Origin of the sequence: Gluconacetobacter aggeris, assembly GCF_014174395.1 — a bacterium.
GTDB classification, from domain to species: Bacteria; Pseudomonadota; Alphaproteobacteria; order Acetobacterales; family Acetobacteraceae; genus Gluconacetobacter; species Gluconacetobacter aggeris.
This window is the reverse complement of record NZ_JABEQD010000005.1, coordinates 1-22,583: the sequence shown is the minus strand read 5'-3', so window position 1 is coordinate 22,583 and position 22,583 is coordinate 1. Positions and strand designations below refer to the sequence as shown.

Here is a 22,583-nt window from a genome sequence, read left to right as displayed (position 1 = left end):
CGCCAACTAGACCTCGGGATTACGACCGTTGAGAAGTAACAGGACCGACCGCAGCCCCCGTTCCCCGCGCCGCGGCGGATTTGACGACGATTTCATGTCGCCGCCGACGTTTGGTGATCGTGGCAGCAGTGCTCCCCGTCGCCCCATGGGTGGCGGCGCCCCCTCGCAGGTGATCGCCTCGGGACCGGAGATCAGCGCCTCCGTCAAGTGGTTCAACAGCGAGAAGGGCTTCGGCTTCGTCGAGCTGGCAGACGGTTCGGGCGATGTCTTCCTTCACGCCAACGCGCTGGCGCAGAGCGGCCACAGCTCCGTGTCGCCGGGCACGACGCTGGTCGTCCGCATCGGCCAGGGCCCCAAGGGTCGTCAGGTCGCGTCGGTCAGCTCGGTTGACGAAAGCACCGCCCAGCCGGAGCGTCCGCGCGGCTTCGGCGCCGGCCCCGGCGCCCCGCGTGCCCCCGGCGGCTTCGGCGGCCGTCCGGCCCGCCCGGCCCCCGACCTGTCGCAGGCGCAGGATATGCGCGGCATCGTGAAGTGGTACAACGCCACGAAGGGCTTCGGCTTCATCACCCCGGAAACCGGCGGCAAGGATATCTTTGTCCACGCTTCGGCTCTGGAGCGTTCGGGCCTGACGGGCCTGACGGAAGGCCAGACGGCGAACGTGCAGGTCGTCCAGGGCCAGAAGGGCCCCGAGGCTGCCTCCATCAGCGTCGACTGATCCGGCATCAGCCGAATCAACAAGCAGGGCCGCCTTCGGGTGGCCCTGTTTTTGTTTGGGGGGACTTCTTCCCCGCACCTTCGCTCCGCGCCGTTCAATCCAAAGCCGACCACTGGCGGCACGAAAGTGTCCGCCCGCATGACGATGCGCCTTAAAACAACGCGATAGCGCGTCCAGACGCTGTCGAAGGGCCTATTCCTTGCCCTTGTTGCGCATCAGCCGCGCCTTGTCGCGCTGCCAGTCGCGTTCGGCGATCGCATGGCGCTTATCGGCCTTCTTGCGCCCTTCGCCGATGCCCAGCGTGACCTTGGCCAGACCGCGGGCATTGAAATGGATATCCAGCGGCACCAGCGTCACGCCTTCGCGCGCCACGGCCCCCAGCAGCTTGTTCACCTGCTTGCCGTGCAGCAGCAGCTTGCGCGGCGCGCGGGGTTCGAAGCGCGACAGCACACCACCCTGATATTCGGGGATATAGCTGTTGAACAACCAGATCTCGCCATTCCGATCACCGGCATAGGCTTCGTTGATCGTGGCGCGCCCCATGCGCAGGCTCTTGACCTCCGGCCCCTTCAGCACCAGCCCCGCCTCGACCGTTTCCAGGATCGTGTAATCGAACCGGCCCTTGCGATTCTGCGCCGCGATACCGTGCGAGATCATGCCGCTCTTGTTTTTTTCAGCCATGATCGTCAGTTCAGCAGGCCGACAGCGGCCATCGCCTCGCGAACCTTGGCACGGGAATCCTCGGTCAGCGGCGCCAGCGGCAGCCGGCAGGTCTCGCCCGCCAGTCCCAGCAGGCTGGCGGCATATTTCACCGGTGCCGGATTGCTTTCGCAGAACAGCGCGTCATGCAGCGGCGACAACCGGTCCTGCAGCGCCATCGCATCGGCCACGCGCCCATCCTGCCATGCGCGGTGCAACTCGGCACACAGGCGCGGCGCGACATTGGAGGTCACGCTGATGCAGCCATCGCCCCCGGCCGCCAGGAACGAGACCACAGTACCATCCTCGCCCGAAAGCTGATTGAATGGCTTGTGGCCAATCGCCCGGCGAACCTGGATCGGCCGCAGCAGATTGGCGGTGGCGTCCTTCACGCCGACGATCTGCGCATGCCGCGCCAGACGCGCCATGGTCTCGACGGAGACATCCACCACTGACCGGCCGGGAATATTGTAGACGATCAACGGCAGGTCGGTCGCGTCGGCAACCGCCATGAAATGCCGGTACAACCCTTCCTGAGTCGGCTTGTTGTAATAAGGCGCCACGACCAGAACGGCATCGGCGCCGGCGTCCCTGGCGTGGCGCGCCATGATGACGGCCTCGGCGGTGCTGTTCGAACCCGCACCGGCGATGACAGGCACCCGTCCCGCCACGACCTGAACCGCATATTCGACCACGCGCGCGTGCTCGTCATGGGTCAGGGTGGGGCTTTCGCCCGTGGTGCCCATCGGCACGACGCCCGACGATCCTTCGGTGACCTGCCAGTCGAGGAATCGGCCCAAGGCCGGAAAATCCAGCGATCCGTCATCGTTCATCGGCGTAATCAGGGCTGTGATCGAACCCTTGAACATAGTCGTTTCCACTCGAATCTCGCAGGCTGTGACATGGGCCGCCCTCCTCGGGCCGGCCCGGCAGGGTGCTGATCCTGCCTGTTCTGTTAAGAGGCTGTTTGCAAAGTCAGCCTCTGATCTATCCTGTTAATGCCGGGTACGGGGGATAGGCAACCATCATCGGCCCGACGCCGCGTCCTCACGGAACGGCGAACCCGGATAAACACCCAGAATCGCGGATGTTTCGGAAAAAAAGGCCAACTCCGCCAACGCCCGCCCCAGCGGCTTGTCCTCTGGATGCCCTTCGACATCCAGCAGGAACTGCGTGGCGGCGAACGACCCGTCCAGCATGTAGCTCTCCAGCCGCGTCATGTTCACGCCGTTGGTGGCAAACCCGCCCAGCACCTTGTACAGCGCGCCCGCCGTGTTGCGGACACGGAACAGCACGGTGGTCACGGTCCCCTTCTGCCCCGCCGGCGGCCGAATGGCATCGCGCGAGGTGATATAGAAGCGGGTGGTGTTATGCGCCGCATCCTCGACATTATGGCGCAGCACCACCAGCCCGTTCAGCTCCGCCGCCAGGGCCGACGCCACGGCCACGTCCTCGGGATTGTTCCAGCGAGCCACCAGCTCGGCCGCGCCCGCCGTATCGAATTCCACCACCGGGGTCAGGTTCAGCGTCTCGATAACACCCCGGATCTGCCCCATGGCGACCGGATGGGTATGCACCCGCCGGGCCTGGGCGATCGTGCTGCCGGGCACACCCAGCAGGCAATGTTCGACCCGCTGGAAATGCTCGCCGACGATGTTCAGCCCCGCCTGCGGCAGCAGGGCATGGATATCCGGCACCCGGCCCGCCAGGCTGTTCTCGCAGGCCAGCATGCCCAGATCCGCGCGCCCGTCATGCACCGCCGCAATCGCGTCGGCGAAGGTTTCGCACGGCAGCGTGATCCAGCCCGGAAAAGCCTGCCGGCATGCCAGGTCGGAATAGGCACCCGGCCGCCCCTGGAAAGCGATGATCCCCGTCGGCGGAATGGCCGGCGCGCCGCTCATGCCACGCCTGCCAGGATGCGGCGCGCGCGTTCCAGGTCCGCCGGCGTGTCCACGCCGAACGGCGCGACTCCGATCCGGGCACATCCGATGATCATTCCGGCCTCCAAGGCTCTGAGCTGCTCCAGTTTCTCACGCCGCTCCAGCGCCGCTTCCGGCAGCGCCACGAACCGCGCGAGCGCCGCACGGCGATAGGCATAAATCCCGACATGATGCCACAGCGCGCCCTCGCCCCATGGAACAGCCGCCCGAGAAAAATACAGCGCCCGCGCCACGGCCTGCGGGGCGCCGTCGGGAAAGGCGCAGGCGACCTTGACCACCGATTCCGCCTGCGCCTCGCCAGGCTCGGTGACGGGGGCAACCAGCGTGCCGATATCCACTGCCCGGTCGGCCAGCGGCAGCAACGCAGCGGCCAGCGTCTCCGGCGCCAGCCCCGGCAGATCGCCCTGCAGATTCACCACCACGTCGTGCCGGCCATCGGGGTCGATGGTCGCAAGCGCATGCCAGACCCGGTCGGAGCCGGACGGCAACGCAGGATCGGTCAGGACCGCGGTGCCACCCGCGTCGGCCACCACCTGCGCCAGTTCGGGTTCGGCCACCGCAACCACGACCGGTCCGATATCGGCCGCGCGCGCACGCTCCAGCACATGCAGGATCATGGGCCGGTCGCCGATCATGGCCAGCGGCTTGCCCGGAAGGCGCGTCGAGGCCATGCGGGCGGGAATAATGACGATTGGATTCATGCGAACACGCAGGGGGCCTTGACACACGAAAGCGGCGGAAACGTCCGGCCGGGGAAACGCCGCTGCGGATACGCGCTCCGGCCCATCGGCACGATCCCACGCTGCTTCACACAAGGCGGCCGGCAGTCTAGGTAAGGACTGGCCCGCATGCAACCGAAACACGGATGGAGCATCGTATCCCGAATGGACAGCCACGACGCCAATCGCATCGGCGCCGCGATCCTGCTGACCGCACTGGCCGTCGCGGGCAGTGTCTGGGTCGGGCGCCTGGCCGTCCCCGTCGCCATCCCGCTCCGTCCGGCCTTCGCCCTGCCCGAACCACCTGACGGCGCGGCCCGCCCGTCGATCGCCGACGCACTTGCCCATGCCGATCCCAAGGCGGGACAGGCCCTTGCGGCACGATCCTGCACAATGTGCCACAGTTTCACGAAGGACGCGCCCCCAACGGTCGGCCCCGACCTGTTCGGCGTCGCCGGCACCCCCATCGCCGGCATTCCCGCCTATAGCTTCTCCCCCGCATTGTCGGCACACCGGTCGGAGCTCTGGACCGACGAAGCCCTTTCGACGTGGCTGGAAAGCCCGGCCCGTTTCGCGCCCGGCACCCGCATGGCATTCCCCGGCCTGCCCGATATCCGCGACCGCGCGGCGATCATCGCCTATCTGCACACCCTGTCCGACGGAGGACACCTTCCATGACCCTGTCCAACACGCCCCAGGCCAGCATCCCCCTCCCCGATGCCGATCGCCTGCTGGAAGCCGCGATCGCCGCCGCCGATGCCGCCGGATGCGTGATCCGTCCGTTCTTCCGGTCCGGGGTCGTGGTGGACGACAAGAGCGACCAGAGCCCGGTGACCGTCGCCGACCGCACCGCCGAACGCACCATCCGGGCAATCCTGGCCGAACGCCTGCCCGAACACGCGGTTCTGGGCGAGGAATTCGGGCTGGAACGCGCGGGCTCCCGCTGGTGCTGGGTGATCGACCCGATCGACGGCACACGGGCATTCGTGACCGGCCGGCCAACCTTCGGCACGCTGATCGCCCTGCTGGATGACGGGGTCCCGGTGCTGGGCATCATCGACCAGCCGATCACCGGCGAACGCTGGATCGGCATGCGTGGCCGGCCAACCCGCTACGAATCCCGCCTTCCCGGCGCCATCGGCACCCGGCGCTGCACTGACCTGAAACTGGCCGAACTCTCCTGCACCTCGCCCGAGATGATCGAGGGCGCACCGACACCGCATTGGGACGCACTGCGCCGCGCCGCCCGCCGCGTGACCTGGGGCGGCGACTGCTATGCCTACGGCCTGCTGGCGCTCGGCCAGGTTGACGTGATCGCGGAATGCACGATGAAGGTCTGGGACTGGGCCGCCCTGGTACCCATTATCGAAGGTGCCGGCGGCCGGGTGACGGACTGGCACGGCCGCCCGCTGCGGGCCGAGGGCGACGGCACGGTGCTGGCCGTGGGCGATCAGGCGATCCTGGCGGATGCCGTCTCCCTGCTGAATACCGGCCTGCCTGCGCATTGACCCACGCGACCGCCCGGCCGGCACATGGCACCGATGCCATCCTTCCCCTATCCATTTATCCGCGGATCGGATAGGAGCACCATCTTCACCGAATAAACGCGAGTATTCGAGATGAGCAGCGAAGCCACCTCCCACCTGTCCCTCCCCAAGGACAAGATCCGCATCCTGCTTCTCGAAGGCATACATGACAGCGCCGTGTCGCTGCTGAAGGCCAACGGTTACGAGAACGTCACGCGCCTGAAGACCGCCCTGGAAGGCGCGGCCCTGCGCGAGGCGCTGGAAGGCGTGCATATCGTGGGCATCCGTTCCCGCACCCAGTTGACCGATGAGGTCATTGCCGCCGCCGACCGGCTGATCGCCGTGGGCTGCTTCTGCATCGGCACCAACCAGGTCAACCTGACGGCGGCGCGCGGCCACGGCATTCCGGTATTCAATGCCCCGTTCAGCAATACGCGCTCGGTCGCCGAACTGGTGATGGGCGAGGTCGTGATGCTGATGCGGCGGATCTTCCCCCGCTCGGTCCAGTGCCATGAAGGCGGCTGGAACAAATCGGCGGCCAATAGCTGGGAAGTCCGGGGCAAGACGCTCGGCATCGTCGGCTACGGCTCGATCGGCTCGCAGCTCTCGGTCCTGGCCGAGGCGTTCGGCATGCGGGTGATCTATTACGACGTGATCGACAAGCTGGTTCACGGCAACGCCACCCCGGTCGATTCTCTGAACGATCTTCTGGCGCAGAGCGACGTGGTCAGCCTCCATGTGCCGCAACTGCCCAGCACCGCGAACCTGATCGGCGCCGAACAGATCCGCGCGATGAAGCCCGGCTCCTTCCTGATCAACAACGCCCGCGGCAATGTCGTGGACCTGGCCGCCCTGGCCGACGCCCTGCGCGACGGCCACCTGCTGGGGGCGGCGATCGACGTGTTCCCGACCGAACCCAAGGGCGCGGGCGATGCCTTTACCTCGCCGCTCCAGGGGCTGGATAATGTCATCCTCACCCCGCATATCGGCGGCTCCACCGCCGAGGCGCAGGAGCGGATCGGCGTCGAGGTCGCGCGGAAGCTGATCGAATATTCCGACGTGGGCTCGACCCTGGGCGCCGTCAATTTCCCGACCGTGCAGTTGCCCGAAAGCCCGCGCGGCACCCGCTTCATGCACGTCCACAGCAACGTTCCCGGCATCATGCTGCAGATCAACGAGATCTTCATGGCCGAGAACAGCAACATCACGGCCCAGTATCTCCAGACGGACGGCGAACTGGGCTATGTGGTGGTCGAGGCCGATACGGGACGCGATACCGACAAGGACAACCGCATCCTGCGCCGCCTGCGCGACCTGAAGGGCACGATCCGCGCCCGCCTGCTGTACCAGCAGCCCTGACCGGAAAAGGGTGGCGGGGGCCATGATATCTCCGCCCCCTCCCCTCTTGACCCGTCAGGGAGACAGAGGCAAAAGCAGACAGTCTCCGACGTGGGTCCCAGACGGGCAACGATGTCGTGGAATGGCCTAAACGATGGTGCAGCGCCCATCGCCGCCGGGTTAGCACAGCGGTAGTGCAGCGGTTTTGTAAACCGAAGGTCGGGGGTTCAAATCCCTCACCCGGCACCAGAAATCCCCTCATTCCTCCCACGGGCAATAACGCAGGGACCGCGTCTCAGGCGATTCCAGCGTTTTCCCCTCAAACGTCCTCATTCTGACGGGCAAGGTTTCGATCCAACAAGGATCGTCATTCGGCCTGCCCTGCCGCCATGACCGGTTCCCCGGCCTGCAGCAGGCCCGGATTCATGGCTTCTTATGGCCGCCGCGCGTGCCGCCCGCGATATGGGGCGTTTGTTAACTTTTATATGACAATCTGAAACTCCGGTCTTCGAAGGGAAGCCTCAATCTCTGGGGGAGCACGACCATGTCGAGCGCAGGAACGTACTACACTTACGATGCAGCAGGTCATGTAGAAACTACGTGGACCATTACTGATGGAACCATCTTTAATGGTGGCATCGGAAACTCCAATATCGTCATAAAAAACGCAAGTGGACAGACGATCTCTACAATTAACGGCGTCCCGGACAATCTTCTGGCTGAAAATATTCAGACAGGAACGAATGCGACCAACGGTAGCCTTGTGTCCGTTCTTGGCGGGGCGTGGGTCTCCACCCCCGGCTCCAGCGGAACCATCGATTTTCTTCTCGGCCTTTTGTCTGTTCCCACATTCACGATTGGCGGAACGACAGATATTAATTTTGTTGCGAACGCCGCGACGGTAGCGACCGTCAATATTTATGGTGGTACCGCATCATTCTCTGGTGGCATCCTGGCCGGCGCCCTCACCGGTTCGAACATCAACATCGGTTACGGTGGGGAGTATGACGGCTCGACGCAGCTCGTCAGCCTTCTTCAGGGAACGAATATCCGGTTCATGACAGGAGGCGGCACTCTTGTCCTGAATGGGAACAACGTCTTCCTGAACCTTTCCAACATAAACATCACCGGATACGACCCGCAGTACGATACCATAGAACTACAGAATACTGTCGCCCCCATTTCTGGTTATACCATAGCAAATTCGGGAACAGACAAAACAATTACACTTTTTGGAAGCGACGGGACACAGATTGCAACTTACACTGCAACACCCGCAGCAGGTGCATACCTTCCCGCCGGAACTTACAATAACCTGGCGACGACAGATACCGCGACCAATCCCCTGAAAATTACCTACAATAGCGGCAATACCTATATCGGTGTCTGCTATCTCGCCGGCTCCATGATCCGGATGCCGGACGGTGACCGTGCGATCGAAGAGATGCGTATCGGCGACGAAGTATCGGTCTTCGACTGGCAGAACGACACGACGATCACCCGCAAGGTAATCTGGGCCGGCAGCAGGACGACGACTGTCGATCCAGATCTGCCGGATGACGAGGCAGGTTACCCGATCCGCATCCTCAAGGACGCGCTCGCCGATGGCATGCCCTATAAGGACATGCTGATCACGGCCGAGCATTGCCTGTTCTTTGATGGCAAGTTCATCCCGGCCCGCATGCTCGTCAACGGACGATCGATTTTCTATGACAAGTCCTTTACCACCTATGACTATTACCATATCGAGACCGATGAACACGCCGTGATCATGGCGGACGGCGTTCTGACCGAAACCTATCTCGACACGGGCAATCGCGGCACATTCCGTCAGAACGGGCCAGTCCTCAGGATCGGCGGCCGCGCGAAGAACTGGGCCGAGGACGCGGCGGCCCCCCTCGGCGTCGACCGGAGCTTCGCCGAGCCCCTGTTCCGCCGGATCGAGAGCCGTGCGACGCAGGCCGCCCTGGAAAACCGTGCCGAGGCACCGCCCCTGACGGCCGACCCGGACCTGCATCTCGTCACCGACAGGGGGCAGACCCTCCGCCCGGTCCGCGAGGCGAACGGCTATATCAGCTTCATGATCCCGACCGGGGTTGCATCGGTGCGCCTGGTCTCTCGCTCCGGCCGCCCCAGCGACACGATCGGCCCATTCGTCGACGACCGCCGCCAGTTCGGCGTCTCGGTCGGCGAGATCATGCTGTTCGAAGGCAATCATGCCCAGAACATCACGACACATCTGGTCGACACGACCCTGTCCGGCTGGAATGCGCTCGAACAGGCTGACCGGCGCTGGACCGACGGCAACGCGCTGCTGCCGCTCGGCCAGCGATACCCCAATGGCGTTGCCCTGCTGGCCATTCAGGTCCGGGAATCCGGTCTTTACGTCACCTCCACCGGATCGGCCGGGGCCGCGTCGGAGCGAATGGCCTGACAATCCTGGCACGGTCGTTTCGTGACCGGGCCCTGCTCCCTTCACGGGGGCAGGGCTTCTGCTTTATCCACCATCCATGGCGCAAAGAATTCTCCTCCAGCCCGGACAGATCTGGAGCCCGGAAGATCCATCCCTCCCGGCCCGCCGGGTACGCGATTTCCCCAGGGGCATGCTCTCCTACACCCAGGTTTCGCCTTCGGCGGACGATGGCGAACATCTGGTCACCCAACAGCTCTTTCGCAAATGGATCAGGGAGAACAGCGCAACATTGGCCGGCAATGACGGTGAGAAGGCCTCCCCCTCTGCCGAACTCGCCAAGAAAATCGCCACCCTGCGTTTGGCCAGCGGCATGAGCCAGTCCGAACTGGCCACGGCACTCGGTCTGAGCCGCTCCGCCATAGCGGCCCTGGAAACCGGCCGCAGTAGCGCACGCATCCATATCCCCAGACTGGCCGAACTGTTCCAGGTGCCCATGGAACTCTTCCTCAGCGGCATGACGGAGCAGTCATTCCGCATGGATCTCTCGGTGGATGAACACGATCTCATCGCTCTTTACCGCCGCCTCCCGGTCGCATCGAAGATCAGCGTCCAGAAATATGTCGAGCGCCAGACCAGAACCGCCGAAAACGACGATTGACTGCCCGCTGGCGCTCTTGCCGTCTGTCCATCGACTGCCCGGTGATGGTAATTGAAATTACAAGAGTGGACGGGTCGCGGAATATGACGGAAATCCTGGCGGGTCGGAGCAGTCTGTCGACGATATTGACCTGCGCGGTCTGGTGCCTTGTCGCCATTATCAGCGTCGGATGGACCCGGCATGGCGGCAGTTCCTCGATGATCTGGCCCGCCAACGCAATCCTGGTGGCGGCGGCCCTATGCGTCCGGAATTTCAACTGGTGGCTGTTTCCCCCGCTGCTGCTGGTCCTGTCGACGATGGTCAATCTGGGTGACCATCGCCCATGGGTCACCAGTGTCGGCTTCGCCACCGCCAATCTGATCGAAATCCTGTTCGCCGTTCTTCTGACCCGCCGTTTCAGCCCCATATCCGGCTTTTTCGAATATCCCGGATGGGCATTTCGTTTCGCTATCGCGACAGTATCGGCCGTGATCTGCTCTGCGGCCATCGCCGCGGAAGTGCTTTACCTCAGCGAGGGACGCGACTGGCTGGGCGGCGCGATGGCCTGGACGATGGCTCACCTGCCCGGCCTGCTGATCACCGTTCCGGTTCTTCTGGCCCTGAACCCCTACGATACCAAGGGGAGCGCAGACCATGATGCCCCCTCGCGACTGGTGGTCATCGGCCTGATGGCGCTCGTCGCCGGTGCGGCGATCGTGGTCTATCGCCAGTCACATTATCCGTTCCAGTTCCTTCTCCTGCCTCCGCTGGTCCTGGCCACCTACCATCTCTACGCCAAGGGCGCCGCGCTGGCCGTTGCGATCATCGGCATGATCGGCAGCTATTTCATCTTCACCGACGTCGGTCCCGTCATGCCCTTTCATGGGCCGGACTCGCTACGGGTCTATATTTTCCAGCTCGACCTGGCGACGATCTTCTTCTGTGCCTTGCCCCTGGGGGCCGTGCTGACCCAGCGCGACCAGAAGGCCGTACTGGCCGAACGGCGGCTGCGCGATTTCCGTCACCTGGCCGACCGGGTGGGCGACGTGCTGTTCCGGGTGGATGCATTCGGGCGGTGGAGCTACCTCAACCCGGCGTCCGAGCAATTATTCGGGGTTCCGGTCGAATACCGGCTGGGCCAGCACATGCTGGAAAGCGTCATCCCCGAGGATCGCGTGGCGCTCAGCCGTGCGCTGGCCAAAATCGTATCGGGCAGCCGTGAAGATCTGCGCCAGATCGTCAGCATCTGCCGTCGCGACGGCACGATCCGACATGTCGAGATCCTGGCCCACCGCCTGGATGAAGATCTGGGTTATGGCGGGCTGATCCGCGACGTGACCGACCAGTTGACGCAGGACGAGCAGAACCGTCAGATCGCCGAAGCCAACGAGCATGCCGCCAACACCGACGATCTGACCGGCCTGCCCAACCGGCGCGCATTCTTCCAGACGCTCCACGCCTGCCTGGCGGAGAGCCCATCGAAGATAGCGGTCGCGATCTTCGACCTCGATCATTTCAAGCTGGTCAATGATCGCTACGGTCATCCGGTCGGGGACGTGGTGCTGCGGCGGGTGGCGTCCACGGTGCTGGCCTCGGTGCGCGACGGCGACATGGTCGCCCGGATCGGAGGCGAGGAATTCGCGGTCCTGATCACCAACCGGAACCCGGAGCAGGCGATCAGCCTGGCGCGCCGCCTCGTCCGCGCCGTCTCGTCGGATTCGATCGCAATCCCGTCGGGCCCGATCCTGCATGTCACCATCAGCATGGGCATCGCCAGCCACCAGCCCGGCGAAGATCATGCGGCACTGATCGAGCGCGCCGACCAGGCGCTCTATGCCGCGAAGAGAGGGGGCCGCAACCGGCTGATGATCGCCGACGCCACCCTCACCTCACAGCCAGCCGACAGCGCCTGAACGGGCTCTCACAGCAGCCCGGCCTGCCGGAAACTGGTCGCGCCGCCATTGCCCACGATGACATGGTCGCGCACCGTCAACCCCAGCACGGTGGCGATCTGTTCCAGCCGCCGGGTCATCATGATGTCCTCACGCGACGGCATGGGGTTCCAGCCAGGATGATTGTGGACCAGAATCAGCTCACTCGCCTTCAGGCGGATGGCACGCCGCATGACCTCGCGCGGATAGACGGGCGTCTGGTCGATCGTGCCCTGGGCCAGTACCTCATCCGCAATCAGGCGGGCATTCCGGTCCAGGAACAGCACGCGAAACTGTTCCAGCGTCTCGCGCGCCAGAACGGCCTGCAGATAGGCCATCAGCGCATCATGTGACGCCAGCAGGCTGCCCTGCCGGATTCGCGTACGCATCAGCCGGATGGCCGCCTCACGCAGCAGCGGAAAGGTGACGACCACCTGAAGGCGTCCGTCGGCAACCGCCGACAATTCGTCGGCATCGGCGGCGAAGACGGCACCGGCCGTCCCGAATCGTTTCAGGAGGGCCTGCGCCAGCGCCGTCGGATCAGCCCCCGGCGGCAGGATCAGCGCCAGGATCGTGGACAGCAGCGCGGCATCCTCCGCGATGGTCGCGGCGGCGCTCATGCCGTCCCGCGCCCCCGGCCACCCGCAAGGAAGGCCGGCAATGGTCGCGAAGCGGCTGCGGCGAGGCTATAAGGGGTCTTCATGGAGCCAAAAGGACCATCGCCGGTATGAATGTTCTGTCGTCTCTCAGCCATCACGACGCGATTCTTCTCGATCTCGACGGTACCATCATCGATTCCCGCGCCGGCATTATCAGTTCCCTGCATGACGCGATACGCGATCTTGGCCATGAACCCGATCCGGCGGAAGACCTGACCTGGGTTGTCGGCCCGCCCCTGCATGATCTGGTGGCCCGCGTCCTGACGCATTATGGCGATGACCGCGCCGAAGAAGCCGTACGCCGCTACCGCTATCATTACGAACGGCGCGGCATGCATCGCAGCCCCGTCTTTCCCGGCATGCGCGAGGTGATCGAGGCCGTGACGGCATCAGGCGCCCGCCTGTTCCTTGCAACCTCCAAACCGGTTCACCTGGCGCGCGCGATCCTGGAATTGCGGGAACTGACCCCCTATTTCACGGCTCTGTACGGCGCACGGCCCGACGATACCGGCGCGGAAAAGCCCGAACTGATCGCGCAATTGCTGGAAGAACACCAGATCGCCAAAAACCGCGCCATCATGGTGGGCGATCGCCGGTTCGATATCAGCGGGGCGCATGCCAACCATATCAGGGGGCTGGGCGTGCTGTGGGGATATGGCGGCGAGGAAGAACTGACCGAAGCCGGAGCGGACGCGCTGGTGACCGATCCCGGTGAACTGATGGCCGCCATCCGGGGCCAGCTCGCGGCAGCGCACATCCATCCAGCGGAGTAAAATATCTGGAGTAAAATATCTAGAGCCGCCGCTGCTGACGCAGGCTGAGCCACTGGCCCTGCCGCAGGAACACATGGTCCTGGATCGTCAGGGACAGATTCTGCGCGTGGTAGGAAATGGCCTGCATCAGCACCGCGTCCCCTTCGATCATCGCAACCGGCGGCGGCCATGAGGGCGCGATGCGGACGCCGACCAGCGCCGTGGCATGCAGGTCGAGCGCGCGCAGCAGGATATGGCGCTGGGTCAGTTCATGTTTACCCTCATCCCATATGTCGTCCACCGCTTCGTCCGCGATGATGTGATTGATGCTGTCGAGGAAGAGAACACGCAGCTGGCAGGGCGGCGCATCGGCCAGTTGCGTGTCGCAATAGGTCAGCACGGCATCCCAGTCCCCCATCGGGGTACGGGTCAACGGATCGGGACGCGACAGGCAATCGGCCACCGAAGCCGGCAACCCCAGCGCCGCCGCCGCCCGATCCGACAGGCCCGCTTCCCGCAGGACATCGGCCGAGGCCGACAGCAGCGCACCCAGGCTGCCGAATCGGTTCAGCAGGGCCTTGGCCTGCGGCTTGGTGTCCCGCCTCGGCACACCGATGAACAGCAGCATCTCCACGATCTCGTAATCCGCGAGCGACGCGGCGCCGGAGGCCAGAACCCGCGCGCGCATCCGCGCCCGGTGCCCGCTCGGCCCGGTTTCCCTGAAGGGAACTGCCTGCCCCGCGCCCTTTCCGCCGCTCCTGCCCACCCGCGTCATGACGCTGCCTGTCTCCCGTATCCGATGGACCAGTCCCCCCCCGGCGCGGGAATCAGTCCGCAACGCGTCGTCGCAATGCTTGGTCATAGTCCCGCGACGCCCTATACCGAAACCGTGAACCAGACCCCAGCCCCCACCCCCGACGCTCCGGATTATCTCCAGCGCCTCAATCCCGAACAGCGGATGGCGATCGAGACAACCGACGGCCCGCTGCTGGTCCTTGCCGGCGCCGGCACGGGCAAGACCCGCGTCCTGACCACCCGCTTCGCCCATATCCTGCTGTCGGGCCGCGCGCGACCCTACCAGATCCTGGCGGTGACCTTCACCAACAAGGCGGCGCGCGAAATGCGCGAGCGGATCGGCACCCTGCTGGGCGAACCGGTCGAAGGGCTGTGGCTGGGCACATTCCATGCCCTCTGCGCGCGCATGCTGCGCCGCCATGCCGAATATGTCGGGCTGAGTTCGGGCTTCACCATCCTCGATACCGACGACCAGCTCCGCCTGCTCAAGCAGGTGATCGAGCCCTTGCGCATCGACAGCAAACGCTGGCCTCCCCAGGGTATCCTGGGCGTGATCCAGCGCTGGAAGGATCGCGGACTGACGCCCGAGCGCGTCACCCCGGCCGAGGATTGCGATTTCGCCAATGGCCAGTGCCGGGCGATCTATGCCAGCTACCAGGCGCGGCTGGTCCAGTTGAACGCCTGCGATTTCGGCGACCTGATGCTGCATGTCACCGAGATCCTGCGCACCCGGCCGGACGTGCTGGCGCAATATCACCGCCTGTTCCGCTACATCCTGGTCGACGAATACCAGGACACCAACACCATCCAGTATCTCTGGCTGCGCCTGCTGGCCCAGCGCGAAGGGCAGCAGGCGAATATCTGCTGCGTCGGCGACGACGACCAGTCGATCTATTCCTGGCGCGGCGCGGAGGTCGAAAACATCCTGCGCTTCGAGCGCGACTTCCCCGGCGCCGCCATCGTCCGGCTGGAACGCAATTATCGCTCCACCGCCCAGATCCTGGGCGCCGCCTCCGGCCTGATCGCGCATAATGACGGCAGGCTGGGCAAGACCCTGCGCCCCGGCCGCGACGACGCGTCGGGCGAGAAGGTCCGCGTGGCCTCCGTCTGGGATTCGGACGACGAGGCCCGGCTGGTCGGCGAAGAAGTCGAACGCCTGCGTGCCGGCGGGCATAAAATGTCGGAAATCGCCATCCTGGTCCGCGCCGGTTTCCAGACCCGCGCGTTCGAGGAGCGACTGATCGCACTCGGCCTGCCCTACCGGGTCGTCGGCGGCCTGCGCTTCTACGAACGCGCGGAAATCCGCGACGCGCTGGCCTATATGCGCGTGCTGAACCAGCCGGCGGACGATCTGGCGTTCGAACGCATCATCAACGTGCCCCGGCGCGGTATCGGCGCCGTCGCGATGCAGAAATTCCATCAGGCCGCCCGCGACGGCGGCGTGCCGCTGACGGAAGCAATCAGCATCATGCTGGAACGCGGCGAGATCAAGGGCAAGGCCCGCGACAGCCTGGCCGCACTGCTGAACAGCCTCGCACAAGGCCGCGAGGCCCTGCCGCGCGAGGGCCATGTCGTGGTCGTCGACACGCTGCTGGAGGAAAGCGGCTATATCGACATGTGGAAGGCCGATACCTCGGTCGAGGCACCGGGCCGGCTGGACAATCTGAAGGAACTGGTGCGCGCGCTGGCCGATTTCGAAAGCCTGGGCCACTTCCTGGAACATGTCGCCCTGGTGATGGAAAACGAGGAAAGCGCGGGCACCGAACGCCTGAGCATCATGACCCTCCACGGCGCGAAGGGGCTGGAATTCGACACCGTGTTCCTGCCAGGCTGGGAGGAAGGCGTGTTTCCCTCGCAGCGTACCCTGGACGAAGGCGGCCAGAAGGGGCTGGAGGAAGAACGGCGCCTGGCCTATGTCGGCATCACCCGGGCGCGGCATCGGGCCATCATCAGCCATGCCGCCAGCCGCCGCATCTACGGCAACTGGCAATCGGCCATGCCCAGCCGTTTCATCGAGGAACTGCCGGACGAATACGTGACCACGACCGGTGCCGCCAGCCAGGCGCGCAGCCGGAGCTTAGGCCAGACCCCGGCCTTCTCCAGCGCCTTCCCCATCACCGCGCGCCGGCCGCGCGCGGCCGATGCGGGCGACGCGGCGGTCCCCGCCAAAGCGGCGATGCCGGTGGGCACGCGCGTCTTCCATCAGAAATTCGGATACGGGACGGTGTCGTCCGTCGAGGGCAACCGGCTGGAAGTCGCCTTCGACAAGGCGGGACCGAAACGTCTCCTGGACAGTTTTGTCGAGAAAGCACCATGACAAGTCTGACCCGTCGCCACGCGACGGAACTGGAAACCATTGCCGTCACCGTCCCCGCCGACGCCGTCATGGCGTACGAGGACGCGCTCTCGGTCGTCTGTTCCACAATCGGGATCTTCGAGGTCGACGATACCCAGATCCTGTGGCGGGTCGAAGGCGTGCGCGATCTCGGCTTCGGCGAGGCCGAACTGACGGCTGCCCTGGCCCTGGCCGCAGCCGTCAGCGGATACGCTGCCGAACTGGAACGCACACGGACCGAGGCCGAAGGCTGGCTGGCCCGCACTTACGAATCCTTCCCCGAGCAGGATGTCGGGAAGCGTTTCGTGGTGCGCGGAACCCATCTGGAAGGTCCGTCCACCTCGCGTCGCATCGCGATCACCCTCGATGCCGGCATGGCCTTCGGGTCGGGCGAGCACGGATCGACCCGCGGCTGCCTCCGCGCCCTGGAACAGGTAGCCCATCGCCGGCCGCACCGGATCCTGGACATGGGCTGCGGCTCGGGCATCCTGGCCATGGCCGCCGCAGCATTGCTGCACCGCCCGGTCCTGGCGGTGGATATCGACCCATGGTCCGTCCGCACCACCCGGCAGAACGCCGCGCTGAACGGCCTGTCGGCACTCGTGACGGCCCGGCTGGGCAATGGCTGGGGCACACCGGGCCTGAAGCGCCATGCCCCCTTCGACCTGATCTTCGCCAATATCCTGGCCCGCCCGCTCTGCCTGATGGCGAAGGACCTGGCGGCGCATCTGGCGCCCGGCGGCACCGCCATCCTGGCCGGCCTGCTGAACAGCCAGGCCCGGATGGTGGTCGCAGCCCACCGGCGGCAGGGTCTGGTCCTGGAACGGCACCTGACCGAAGGCGACTGGTCGACGCTCGTCCTGCGCCGCCCCGACGGGTCCGCCGGCGCCTGACAGATCGTACGTCGCCACAGAAAAACGATAGAATAGATTGTTTATAAAGCAATAAGGACGATAACAATGCCCGAGATCCAAGCCCGCCTTCCCGCGCTGCGCCGCGTTCTGGAAGAGATGGATGTCGACGGCTTCGTCCTGCTGCGCGGCGACGAGCATCTGGGCGAATATGTCGCCCCCTACGCCGAACGCCTGGCGTGGCTCAGCGGCTTCACCGGCAGCGCCGGCCTGGCCGTCGTGCTGCGCGACGGTCCGTCGGCCGTATTCTCCGACGGCCGATACATCACGCAGATGGACCAGCAGGTGGACGGCACGGCCTGGGCCCGCCTGCATATGCGCGACACCCCACCGGCGGAATGGCTGGCGGCACAGGGCGGCCGGGGCCTGCGGATCGGCTACGACCCCCGTCTGGTGGGCGAGGCCGGGCTGCAGCCTTACCTCGCCCACGGGCTGGACATGGTGCCGCTGGCGACCAATCCGGTAGACCGGATCTGGACCGACCAGCCGGCCGCCCCCGGCACGCCCTGCCAGCCCCACCCCCTGTCGTTCGCGGGCGAGGACAGCGCCGACAAGCGGGCACGCATGGCCGCCATCCTGCGTGCCGCCGGCCAGGACGCGGCCATCGTGGGCGACCCGACATCGGTCGCCTGGCTGCTGAACATCCGCGGCAACGACATTCCCTACACCCCGGCCTGCCTGGCCTTCGCCATCCTGCATGCCGACGGGCGGGTGGATCTGTTCATCGAGCCGGCGCGCGTGTCGCCCGACGCCGCCGACTGGCTGGGTCCACAGGTGCGGATCGTGCCTCCCTCGGGGCTCGACGCGGCCCTGGCGGCACTGGCCGGCCAGACGATACGGGTCGATCCGGTGGGCACGGCAATCTGGTTCATCCAGACGCTGGAAGCCGCCGGTGCCACCATCGCCCGCGCCACGGACCCGTGCGCGCTGCCCCGCGCCTGCAAGAATGATGTGGAGCAGGACGGCGCACGCAAGGCGCACCTGATCGACGGCGTGGCCCTATGCCGTTTCCTCCACTGGGTCGATACACAGGGCGTCGGGCAGAATGAACTCCAGGCCGCGACAAAGCTGGATGGCTTCCGCGCGCTTTGCCCCGATTACCGCGAGGAGAGCTTTCCCGCCATCTCCGGGGCCGGCCCGAACGGCGCGGTCATCCACTACCGGGTCACCCCGGAATCCGCCCGCACGATCGGTGCCGACGAAGTCTATCTGATCGACAGCGGCGGCCAGTATCCGTTCGGCACGACCGACGTGACGCGCACCCTGTGGACCGGCAAGGGGCTGGGGCCCGACGGCGTGCGCGGCCCCTTCACCCGCGTGCTGAAGGGCCATATCGCCCTGGCGCGGGCCCGCTTTCCGGTGGGCACGACAGGGCACGCGCTGGATGCCCTGGCGCGCTACGCGCTGTGGCAGGACGGGCTGGATTACGATCACGGGACCGGCCATGGCATCGGCAGCTACCTTTCGGTGCATGAGGGCCCATGCTCGATCTCGCCCGTTCACCGGCCGGTGGCGGTCGCGGCGGGCATGATCCTGTCCGACGAGCCCGGCTATTACCGGCCGGGCGCCTACGGCATCCGGCTGGAAAACCTGCTGCTGGTCCACCCGGTCCCGGCCGAGGCCGGACGGACCTTCCTGGGGTTCGAGACTCTGACCCTCGCGCCGTTCGACCGGCGGCTGATCGACCCGGCGCTACTCACCGGCGAAGAGGCGGCATGGCTGGATACGTACCATGCACGCGTTTTTGATCTTATCGCGCCGCAACTGGATATAGACGCCCGTGCATGGCTGGCGACTGCCTGTGCCCCGATCGCGGCGGAATAGCGCGAAACCTCCCCGGACAGCGCCAGATAATGTGACTGCGAAAGCCCCTGCGACGGGGGCGAGTGCAATTGTCACCCGTCTGCCACAGGCTTAGGACCATACGGGTTCCGGCCCGGCTGCCCCGCCTCGCGAACGCACGGTCGGCAGGTCGGGCCTGACAAAGCACAGAGGGAGACGTTCGACAATGTCCGCTGAAAAGACCATTCCGGCTACCCTGATCCCCGGCGATGGGATCGGCCCGGAAATCATGGATGCCGTGACCGAGATCCTGGACGCGGTTGGCGCGCCGTTTGCCTGGGACAAGCAGCTCGCGGGTATGGCGGCGGTTGAGGCGACCGGCAATCCGCTGCCTCCCCAGACGATCGACAGCATCCGCCACACCGGCCTGGCCCTGAAGAGCCCGCTGACGACCCCCGTCGGCGGCGGCTTCAAGTCCATCAACGTGACCCTGCGCCAGGAATTCGGGCTGTATGCCAACCTGCGCCCGACGCGGACGTTCGTTCCGGGCGGCCGTTTCGACAAGATCGACCTGGTCCTGGTGCGTGAAAACCTGGAAGGGTACTACGCGGCGATGGAAAGCTACATCCCGGTGGGCGACGACCCGCACGGGATCGCGACGGGTGCCGGCTACAACTCGCGCGCCGAATGTAACCGCATCGTCCGCTTCGCCTTCGAATATGCCGTCAAGCATGGCCGCAAGAAGGTGACGCTGGTCCACAAGGCCAACATCCTGAAGCTGCTGACCGGCCTGTTCCTGGAAGAGGGCCGCAAGGTCGCCAAGGAATATGAAGGCCGCGTGGAATGCAACGAGCGCATCGTCGATGCGTGCGCCATGCAGTTGGTCATCGACCCCTGGCAGTATGACGTCATCGTCACCACCAACCTGTTCGGCGATATCCTGTCCGACCTGACGGCCGGCCTGGTCGGCGGCCTGGGCATGGCCCCGGGAGCCAATATCGGCGAGAAGGCGGCGGTGTTCGAAGCCGTCCACGGCTCGGCCCCCGACATTGCCGGCAAGAACCTCGCCAACCCGCTGGCCCTGCTGCTGGCCGCGAACATGATGCTGGAGCATGTCGGCCGCGACGACCTGTCCAAGCGCATCGAAAGCGGCATCCGCGCCGTGATCACCAAGCGCGAACTGCTGACCCGCGACCTGGGCGGCAATAACGGCACGCGCGAATTCACGGCAGCGCTGAAGCAGCACCTGGTCTGATCCCGGTCGCCGGCTCCCCCCTCGGAACCGGCGGCCCCGCGCCCCGCCTCGGCGGGGCGTTTTTCAACTTCCCCTGTAGGTCGAAAACCCGTAGGGCGAGACCAGCAGCGGCACATGGTAATGGCCGCCCTTACCATCCGGCCCCGGAGCCGCAATCCCGAACGCGATCGGCACCACGTCCAGAAAGGGCGGGTCGCTCAGCGCCACGCCCCGTGCCCGGAAATAGGCGGCAACCGCGAATTCCAGCCGATAGGCTCCCGGCGACAATTCCCCTGCCCCGGCCAGATCCGGGCACCGTCCATCGTCATTGGTCCGGCCACGGAACAGGCAGGCATCCCCGGACCAGAGCACGATCTCCATGCCCGCCGCCGGCCGGCCGGAGACCAGGTCGAGGACATGGCTCGACAGACTGCTCATGATCCCGGCTCCTCCCGTGCCAGCACGCCCAACGCATCGGTCAGGCGCAGGGTCGCGATCTTGCCGATTTCCACGATCGCGGTGTCCAGTTCCTCCACCGGCGCCTGGGCCAGGCGGCGCTCCATTTCCGACAGGATCAGCGCCTTGTCCGACAGGCGGACGCAGATCACGAACGGCATGCCGAAACGCGCGGCATAGCCGTCATTCAGCCTGTTGAACCGCGCATATTCCTCCGGCGTCAGCCGATCCAGCCCCGCCGAGGCCTGTTCGGCCTGCGAGGCACGGGTCAGGTCAGGGTCAAGCCCCGCCCGGCGCGCCAGTTCGGGGTGCGCACGCACCAGTGCCAGCTTCTCTTCCACCGTCGCCCGGTCCAGCACACCGGTCATCGCCGCCAGCATCGCGCCCGGGTCCGCAAACGGGCGCAAGGCCGCCGCACGTTCCACCACCCAGGGCGAATGTTCGTAGAGCGCGCCGAACCATTCGACGAACCGCGCGGGTTCCATCTCGTTCACGCGCTGCATCACCAGGTTCATGCAGGATGGACCTCCAGCCAGTGGCGGGCGATATCCAGGCGCGTCGCCACCCAGACCCGTTCATGGGCCAGAACATGGTCCAGGAAGCGCGCCACCGCGCGGGCACGGCCAGGACGGCCGGCGATGCGGCAATGCAACCCGACGGACATCATCTTCGGCGCCACGTCACCTTCCTCGTACAAGGTATCGAACGTATCGCGCAGATAGCGAAAGAACTGCTCGCCTTCGGTGAAGCCATTCAGCGCCACATAGCGCATGTCGTTCACATCCAGCGTATAGGGCACGATCAGTTGCGGCCGCCCATAACGGTCGTCGTAGTAAGGCAGGTCGTCAGCGTAGGAATCCGCATCGTAGACGAAGCCACCTTCCTCGACGATCAACCGGGCGGTGTTCGGGCTGGTGCGACCCTGGTACCAGCCCAGCGGGCGCGACCCGGTCAGGTGGGTGTGCAGCGCAATACAATCGCGGATATGCGCGCGTTCGCGCGCCTCGGGAATATCCTGGTAATCGATCCAGCGCAGGCCGTGGCTGGCAATCTCCCACCCCGCATCCAGCATCGCCTCCACCGCGTCGGGATTGCGGGCCATCGCAGCGGCAACCCCGAAGACCGTCACGGGCACCTCCCGCTCCACGAACAGCCGGCGCAGACGCCAGAACCCGGCGCGCGAGCCATATTCGTACAGGCTCTCCATCGCCATCGCCCGCGCGCCAGGCACCGATCGCGCACCGACCATCTCGGACAGGAAGGCTTCGGACCCCGCATCGCCATGCAGGACCGAATTCTCGGCCCCTTCCTCGTAATTGATGACGAACTGCACGGCGATCCGCGCCTGGCCGGGCCAACGCGGATCAGGCGGGTCGCCGGCATAGCCGACAAGGTCACGGGGATAGGGCACAGTCATCACGCGGCCTCATAAACGGCGCGGGCCGCATCGATGGCCGCGCCGGGCGGCGGCGCGTAGCCCTCGGCCCGCAGGACGGCCTCCAGCGCACCGAGCGTGATCAGCACCTTGTGCCGCATCGCATTGTAGCCCATTGCTCCGATCCGCCAGACCTTCCCCGCCAGCGGCCCGAAGGCGGTGCCGATCTCGATCTCGAACTCCCCGCGCATCCGTGCCCGCACCCGCTCGCCATCCACGCCGTCGGGAATATAAACCCCCGTCACGTTGGTCATGCGATAGGCATCCTGCCCATACAGGCTCAGCCCCATCGCCCGCAGCCCCGCA

Annotated in this window: 21 protein-coding genes, 1 tRNA gene and 1 pseudogene; 13 read left to right on the top strand and 10 right to left on the bottom strand. The window is 65.7% G+C overall.

What is annotated here, in order from left to right; all coding sequences use genetic code 11:
• Window positions 1-28 precede the first annotated feature (28 nt).
• Complete coding sequence (locus HLH36_RS20060; protein WP_182986070.1) at window positions 29-715, top strand: cold-shock protein; 687 nt, start codon at window positions 29-31, stop codon at window positions 713-715.
• A gap of 192 nt (window positions 716-907) precedes the next feature.
• Here the strand turns inward: HLH36_RS20060 and smpB are convergent, their stop codons facing one another.
• The 4 genes from smpB to HLH36_RS08965 form a co-directional block, all read right to left on the bottom strand.
• The gene (smpB, locus tag HLH36_RS08980) at window positions 908-1,396 is read right to left on the bottom strand and encodes an SsrA-binding protein SmpB (protein ID WP_182948475.1); all 489 of its coding nucleotides are present in this window, start codon (window positions 1,394-1,396) and stop codon (window positions 908-910) included.
• A gap of 5 nt (window positions 1,397-1,401) precedes the next feature.
• Window positions 1,402-2,283 (bottom strand): 4-hydroxy-tetrahydrodipicolinate synthase, encoded by an 882-nt coding sequence (gene dapA / locus HLH36_RS08975; RefSeq protein ID WP_220792775.1) that lies wholly within the window; start codon window positions 2,281-2,283, stop codon window positions 1,402-1,404.
• Window positions 2,284-2,439: 156 nt separating this feature from the next.
• Window positions 2,440-3,315, bottom strand: a complete 876-nt coding sequence (locus HLH36_RS08970; RefSeq protein WP_182986068.1) for a prephenate dehydratase — start codon at window positions 3,313-3,315, stop codon at window positions 2,440-2,442.
• Window positions 3,312-4,055 carry a 3-deoxy-manno-octulosonate cytidylyltransferase gene (locus tag HLH36_RS08965; protein ID WP_182986067.1) on the bottom strand — a complete coding sequence of 248 codons (744 nt, stop codon included), beginning with the start codon at window positions 4,053-4,055 and terminating at the stop codon, window positions 3,312-3,314. The genes HLH36_RS08970 and HLH36_RS08965 overlap by 4 nt, the downstream gene beginning before the upstream one ends.
• A gap of 147 nt (window positions 4,056-4,202) precedes the next feature.
• Here HLH36_RS08965 and HLH36_RS08960 point away from each other — a divergent pair, with 147 nt between their 5' ends.
• The 7 genes from HLH36_RS08960 (at window position 4,203) to HLH36_RS08930 (ending at window position 11,900) form a co-directional block, all read left to right on the top strand.
• The gene (locus HLH36_RS08960) at window positions 4,203-4,751 is read left to right on the top strand and encodes a c-type cytochrome (RefSeq protein ID WP_246376642.1); all 549 of its coding nucleotides are present in this window, start codon (window positions 4,203-4,205) and stop codon (window positions 4,749-4,751) included.
• Complete coding sequence (locus tag HLH36_RS08955) at window positions 4,748-5,581, top strand: inositol monophosphatase family protein (RefSeq protein ID WP_182986066.1); 834 nt, start codon at window positions 4,748-4,750, stop codon at window positions 5,579-5,581. Before HLH36_RS08960 ends, HLH36_RS08955 begins: the two co-directional genes overlap by 4 nt.
• Before the next feature lie 111 nt (window positions 5,582-5,692).
• Entirely contained in the window at window positions 5,693-6,958 is a 1,266-nt protein-coding gene (gene serA / locus HLH36_RS08950; RefSeq protein WP_182964659.1) for a phosphoglycerate dehydrogenase, read from the top strand.
• Between the two features lie 153 nt (window positions 6,959-7,111).
• Window positions 7,112-7,186, top strand: a tRNA-Thr gene (locus tag HLH36_RS08945).
• A 295-nt stretch (window positions 7,187-7,481) separates the two neighbouring features.
• Window positions 7,482-9,371, top strand: coding sequence for a Hint domain-containing protein (locus tag HLH36_RS08940; RefSeq protein ID WP_182986065.1), 1,890 nt, complete (start codon window positions 7,482-7,484; stop codon window positions 9,369-9,371).
• 169 nt (window positions 9,372-9,540) lie between these two features.
• Window positions 9,541-10,008: a helix-turn-helix domain-containing protein gene (locus HLH36_RS08935; RefSeq protein ID WP_182986064.1), complete on the top strand. Its 468-nt coding sequence runs from the start codon at window positions 9,541-9,543 to the stop codon at window positions 10,006-10,008.
• Window positions 10,009-10,091: 83 nt separating this feature from the next.
• Window positions 10,092-11,900, top strand: a complete 1,809-nt coding sequence (locus HLH36_RS08930) for a sensor domain-containing diguanylate cyclase (RefSeq protein WP_182986063.1) — start codon at window positions 10,092-10,094, stop codon at window positions 11,898-11,900.
• 8 nt (window positions 11,901-11,908) lie between these two features.
• Here HLH36_RS08930 and HLH36_RS08925 read toward each other — a convergent pair whose 3' ends face one another.
• Entirely contained in the window at window positions 11,909-12,538 is a 630-nt protein-coding gene (locus HLH36_RS08925; protein ID WP_182986062.1) for a JAB domain-containing protein, read from the bottom strand.
• 107 nt (window positions 12,539-12,645) lie between these two features.
• Between HLH36_RS08925 and HLH36_RS08920 the strand changes: the two genes are divergently transcribed.
• Complete coding sequence (locus HLH36_RS08920; RefSeq protein ID WP_182986061.1) at window positions 12,646-13,350, top strand: HAD hydrolase-like protein; 705 nt, start codon at window positions 12,646-12,648, stop codon at window positions 13,348-13,350.
• Window positions 13,351-13,369: 19 nt separating this feature from the next.
• Here HLH36_RS08920 and HLH36_RS08915 read toward each other — a convergent pair whose 3' ends face one another.
• The gene (locus tag HLH36_RS08915; protein ID WP_246376640.1) at window positions 13,370-14,191 is read right to left on the bottom strand and encodes a JAB domain-containing protein; all 822 of its coding nucleotides are present in this window, start codon (window positions 14,189-14,191) and stop codon (window positions 13,370-13,372) included.
• On the opposite strand from HLH36_RS08915, the gene HLH36_RS08910 reads away from it, so the two are divergent.
• The 4 genes from HLH36_RS08910 (at window position 14,180) to HLH36_RS08895 (ending at window position 20,407) form a co-directional block, all read left to right on the top strand.
• The gene (locus tag HLH36_RS08910) at window positions 14,180-16,441 is read left to right on the top strand and encodes an ATP-dependent helicase (protein WP_182986060.1); all 2,262 of its coding nucleotides are present in this window, start codon (window positions 14,180-14,182) and stop codon (window positions 16,439-16,441) included. The genes HLH36_RS08915 and HLH36_RS08910 overlap by 12 nt on opposite strands.
• Window positions 16,438-17,352 (top strand): 50S ribosomal protein L11 methyltransferase, encoded by a 915-nt coding sequence (locus tag HLH36_RS08905; RefSeq protein ID WP_182964666.1) that lies wholly within the window; start codon window positions 16,438-16,440, stop codon window positions 17,350-17,352. Before HLH36_RS08910 ends, HLH36_RS08905 begins: the two co-directional genes overlap by 4 nt.
• Before the next feature lie 66 nt (window positions 17,353-17,418).
• On the top strand, window positions 17,419-19,194 hold the full coding sequence (locus HLH36_RS08900; protein WP_182986059.1) for an aminopeptidase P family protein: 1,776 nt from the start codon (window positions 17,419-17,421) through the stop codon (window positions 19,192-19,194).
• Window positions 19,195-19,378: 184 nt separating this feature from the next.
• Window positions 19,379-20,407: an isocitrate/isopropylmalate dehydrogenase family protein gene (locus HLH36_RS08895; RefSeq protein WP_182986058.1), complete on the top strand. Its 1,029-nt coding sequence runs from the start codon at window positions 19,379-19,381 to the stop codon at window positions 20,405-20,407.
• Between the two features lie 63 nt (window positions 20,408-20,470).
• Here the strand turns inward: HLH36_RS08895 and uraH are convergent, their stop codons facing one another.
• From uraH to HLH36_RS08875, 4 genes and pseudogenes are all read right to left on the bottom strand, one after another.
• Window positions 20,471-20,824, bottom strand: a complete 354-nt coding sequence (gene uraH, locus HLH36_RS08890; RefSeq protein ID WP_182986057.1) for a hydroxyisourate hydrolase — start codon at window positions 20,822-20,824, stop codon at window positions 20,471-20,473.
• Window positions 20,821-21,357 (bottom strand): 2-oxo-4-hydroxy-4-carboxy-5-ureidoimidazoline decarboxylase, encoded by a 537-nt coding sequence (gene uraD, locus HLH36_RS08885; RefSeq protein ID WP_246376639.1) that lies wholly within the window; start codon window positions 21,355-21,357, stop codon window positions 20,821-20,823. The genes uraH and uraD overlap by 4 nt, the downstream gene beginning before the upstream one ends.
• On the bottom strand, window positions 21,354-22,259 hold the full coding sequence (puuE, locus tag HLH36_RS08880) for an allantoinase PuuE (RefSeq protein ID WP_182986056.1): 906 nt from the start codon (window positions 22,257-22,259) through the stop codon (window positions 21,354-21,356). Before puuE ends, uraD begins: the two co-directional genes overlap by 4 nt.
• A pseudogene (locus HLH36_RS08875) lies at window positions 22,259-22,583 on the bottom strand (alanine--glyoxylate aminotransferase family protein); the annotation flags it as partial. The pseudogene HLH36_RS08875 and the gene puuE, both read right to left, overlap by 1 nt.

Coding starts and splice junctions, on each gene's coding strand:
- smpB (WP_182948475.1), bottom strand. CDS start 1,396: ATGGCTGAAAAAAACAAGAGCGGCATGATCTCGCACGGTATCGCGGCG.
- dapA (WP_220792775.1), bottom strand. CDS start 2,283: ATGTTCAAGGGTTCGATCACAGCCCTGATTACGCCGATGAACGATGAC.
- HLH36_RS08970 (WP_182986068.1), bottom strand. CDS start 3,315: ATGAGCGGCGCGCCGGCCATTCCGCCGACGGGGATCATCGCTTTCCAG.
- HLH36_RS08965 (WP_182986067.1), bottom strand. CDS start 4,055: ATGAATCCAATCGTCATTATTCCCGCCCGCATGGCCTCGACGCGCCTT.
- HLH36_RS08960 (WP_246376642.1), top strand. CDS start 4,203: ATGCAACCGAAACACGGATGGAGCATCGTATCCCGAATGGACAGCCAC.
- HLH36_RS08955 (WP_182986066.1), top strand. CDS start 4,748: ATGACCCTGTCCAACACGCCCCAGGCCAGCATCCCCCTCCCCGATGCC.
- serA (WP_182964659.1), top strand. CDS start 5,693: ATGAGCAGCGAAGCCACCTCCCACCTGTCCCTCCCCAAGGACAAGATC.
- HLH36_RS08940 (WP_182986065.1), top strand. CDS start 7,482: ATGTCGAGCGCAGGAACGTACTACACTTACGATGCAGCAGGTCATGTA.
- HLH36_RS08935 (WP_182986064.1), top strand. CDS start 9,541: ATGCTCTCCTACACCCAGGTTTCGCCTTCGGCGGACGATGGCGAACAT.
- HLH36_RS08930 (WP_182986063.1), top strand. CDS start 10,092: ATGACGGAAATCCTGGCGGGTCGGAGCAGTCTGTCGACGATATTGACC.
- HLH36_RS08925 (WP_182986062.1), bottom strand. CDS start 12,538: ATGAGCGCCGCCGCGACCATCGCGGAGGATGCCGCGCTGCTGTCCACG.
- HLH36_RS08920 (WP_182986061.1), top strand. CDS start 12,646: ATGAATGTTCTGTCGTCTCTCAGCCATCACGACGCGATTCTTCTCGAT.
- HLH36_RS08910 (WP_182986060.1), top strand. CDS start 14,180: ATGCTTGGTCATAGTCCCGCGACGCCCTATACCGAAACCGTGAACCAG.
- HLH36_RS08915 (WP_246376640.1), bottom strand. CDS start 14,191: ATGACCAAGCATTGCGACGACGCGTTGCGGACTGATTCCCGCGCCGGG.
- HLH36_RS08905 (WP_182964666.1), top strand. CDS start 16,438: ATGACAAGTCTGACCCGTCGCCACGCGACGGAACTGGAAACCATTGCC.
- HLH36_RS08900 (WP_182986059.1), top strand. CDS start 17,419: ATGCCCGAGATCCAAGCCCGCCTTCCCGCGCTGCGCCGCGTTCTGGAA.
- HLH36_RS08895 (WP_182986058.1), top strand. CDS start 19,379: ATGTCCGCTGAAAAGACCATTCCGGCTACCCTGATCCCCGGCGATGGG.
- uraH (WP_182986057.1), bottom strand. CDS start 20,824: ATGAGCAGTCTGTCGAGCCATGTCCTCGACCTGGTCTCCGGCCGGCCG.
- uraD (WP_246376639.1), bottom strand. CDS start 21,357: ATGAACCTGGTGATGCAGCGCGTGAACGAGATGGAACCCGCGCGGTTC.
- puuE (WP_182986056.1), bottom strand. CDS start 22,259: ATGACTGTGCCCTATCCCCGTGACCTTGTCGGCTATGCCGGCGACCCG.